Raw genomic sequence first — 2,863 nt, 5'->3', positions numbered from 1 at the left:
GAGCCATGGCAGCGATAAAAACTGCAAAGAGGATGCGTTGACCATAGAAACGTTTCTTAGCCAAGACATAACCTGCTAGAGAAGAGGTTGCACAGACTAAGAACATGGTTACCAGTGAGATAAATACAGAGTTCCACATCCACTGCATAGCAGGGTTTTGCACCATGAGTTGTTGGAAGTTTTCCATGGTTGGCATTTTAGGGAACCATTGTGGTGGAATCATAATGGTATCAGGCTGTGATTTGAAGGCCCCTGTCAAGATCCAGTAGAATGGAAAGATGAACAGTACGGTCAACAAGAGCAAGATAATCGTTGAGATAACAGTGAAAGCTGTTAAGGGTTTCTTTTGTGTAGGTTGCATAACTGTCTCCTTTCTTTAGTATTCTACGTCGTTTCCGAGGATCTTGAATTGAGCAAAGCTGACAATGGCAATCATCACTGCCAAGAAGACACCGATGGTATTTGCATAGCCGTATTCTGTCAATTGGAAGGCTTTTTCGTAAAGGTAGTACATCAAGGTACTTGTTGAATAGTTTGGACCACCAGAAGTCAAGAGCTGAATCAAAGCAAAACACTGGAATGAGTTGATGGTTGTGATGATCGCGATGTAAAGAGTTGTTGGAAGAAGGCTAGGCCATTTGATCTTCCAGAAGACTTGAAACTCAGTCGCACCGTCAACACGCGCTGCTTCAACAAGTGAGTTATCAATATTTCCCATGGCAGCAATATAAAGAATAATCGGTTGACCAACAGATGTTGTCAAAAGGATGATCATAATCGCTAGCAAAGCCCAGTTTTTGTCACCCAGCCAAGAAATATTTTGGCTGATGATATGGCTTGACTTAAGGACAAAGTTTAGAATCCCTGATAGTGGGTCATAGATCCATTTCCATACAACCGTTACGGCAACACTACCTGTAACTACAGGAAGGAAGAAGACGAAACGATAGAAAGAACGGGCAATGGCATTTTGATGATAGGTTTGAGATGCTACAAAGAGCGAGAAGAGAACCACAATCGGAACAGATCCAATAACCAGGATAACGGTATTGATCAAAGACTTCATAAAGACAGGGTCTTTAAACATGCGAATGTAGTTGTCAAAGCCTACAAACTCAAATTTAGTCATGGAGTAGTTAAAGAAACTTGTAATGAATCCCATAATCATAGGAGCCAAGACAAAGATGACAAAGAAGAATAACACTGGTGCTAGGAAAGCGTAGGAAATCACTGTTTCCCGCATACGAATTTTATTGACTTTCACAGTCGGCACCTCTCTTTCAAATAGAATAGTTTTTGATTTTCTTGAACTGTTTTAAAACCAAAATGAAATTTTTTAAGATTCGCTTATGTAAGAACTTCATTTTAATTTCGTGACAGTTCCTACCATTTCAAACAAAAGTCCCCCTTTTCTTACACCGTAGTGCACAGGGAAAAGGGGGGAATCAATCTGACTTAGTGCTTATTGTTTTGTAGCTTTTTTGATTGTTTCGTTAGCTTTTTCAGTGAAGGCTTTCAAAGCATCCGCTGGTTTTTCGTCACCATTTGATACAGATTGCAACATTGGGAACCAAAGTGTTCTCATTTCAGCAAATCCATCGATAGTGTTGTAGTATGGTGAGTAGTATTTAGTCCAGCCACTGATTGTTTCCATACGTTTGTCTTCATAAAGTTTGCCAAATGAAGTACGAACTGGGAAGGCACCTGTACGAACTACGTCTTTAGGACCCCATTCTTTGTCATCTGCGATGAATTGAACGAATTTCTTAGCTGCTGCGATTTTCTTATCGTCTTTGTTGTTAAATACTGCAAATCCGTTTACAAGGTATTCAAGAGATGGTTTACCAGAGTCTGATGGGAATGGTACTTCTACCACATCTACCTTACTTGCTTCCAAGAGTTTCGCTTGGATACCGTTTTGAGCTGGTGCCCAAAGGATTGTGTATGATGTTTGACCGTTGGCAAAGTTTTGGATGTCTGCTCCACCGTCAAATTGTGAACCATTGTTCAACAAACCGTCTTTGATCCAGCTAGCAGCTTTTTCAAGACCTTTGACGAATTTAGGATCGTCTGTTGTATATTTGGTTACGTCTTTGTCTGTTACAGAACCGCCATAAAGGTTTGCGATGAAGGCACGTGTTCCTTGGTCTCCCCCTTGACCAGAACTGAACAATGAACCTGGTGTATAGCCTTTATCTTTAAGCGCTTTCAAAACTTTTTCAAAGTCATCAGTTGTCCAACCTTCTTTTACAAGGTTTGCAACTCCAGCATCTTCCAACATCTTCTTGTTCATAGCCATGTAGAATGGAGCTGAACTGATCGGATACATGTAAGCTTTGTCTCCAGCCTTACTTGCTTGTACGATGTTTTCGTTGTTGACATCTTTGACAAATTCGTCTGTGAAGAGGTCGTTCAACTCAGCCAATTTACCATTTTTACCGTATTGGATGATACGCCCTGGTGCGTCAAAAAGTACGTCTGGCGCTGTTCCCGCTTCGATGGCTGTTGTAATCTTTTCAGGACCTGACTTGAAGTCGATGGTTTCCAATTTCACTTTTACATCTGGATTTGCTTTTTCGAACGCTTCGATGATTGATTTTTCATAAGTTCCAACACCGTCACCCGTTTTTTCTTGTGTGAAGACTGGGAATGCCCACCAAGTGATTTCTGTTTTTCCGCTATCGCTACTAGAGCTTCCAGCATCTTTACTTCCACCAGAGTTACCACAAGCCGCAAGGCCAAGAATCGCAGCACCCGCAAGTACTGTACAAGCTAGTTTTCTAAATTTCATTTGTATTCTCCTAATTGATAAGCGTATCCATATTGGATAATGAGTTCTTTATATTTGTATACGTTTTCATTT

2 protein-coding genes and 1 pseudogene are annotated in these 2,863 nt (G+C 40.7%); all 3 read right to left on the bottom strand.

The window, feature by feature from the left end:
- Positions 1-361 (bottom strand): annotated as a pseudogene (locus GMD6S_RS08700) (carbohydrate ABC transporter permease); the annotation flags it as partial.
- 15 nt (positions 362-376) lie between these two features.
- Positions 377-1,243, bottom strand: coding sequence for a carbohydrate ABC transporter permease (locus tag GMD6S_RS08695; RefSeq protein WP_002874780.1), 867 nt, complete (start codon positions 1,241-1,243; stop codon positions 377-379).
- Between the two features lie 219 nt (positions 1,244-1,462).
- Complete coding sequence (locus tag GMD6S_RS08690; protein WP_000672117.1) at positions 1,463-2,791, bottom strand: extracellular solute-binding protein; 1,329 nt, start codon at positions 2,789-2,791, stop codon at positions 1,463-1,465.
- Between the last annotated feature and the right edge of the window lie 72 nt (positions 2,792-2,863).

This window comes from Streptococcus sp. GMD6S (assembly GCF_000297015.1).
Note: the sequence above shows the minus strand (reverse complement) of the source record. Positions and strands in the feature narration are given on the sequence as shown.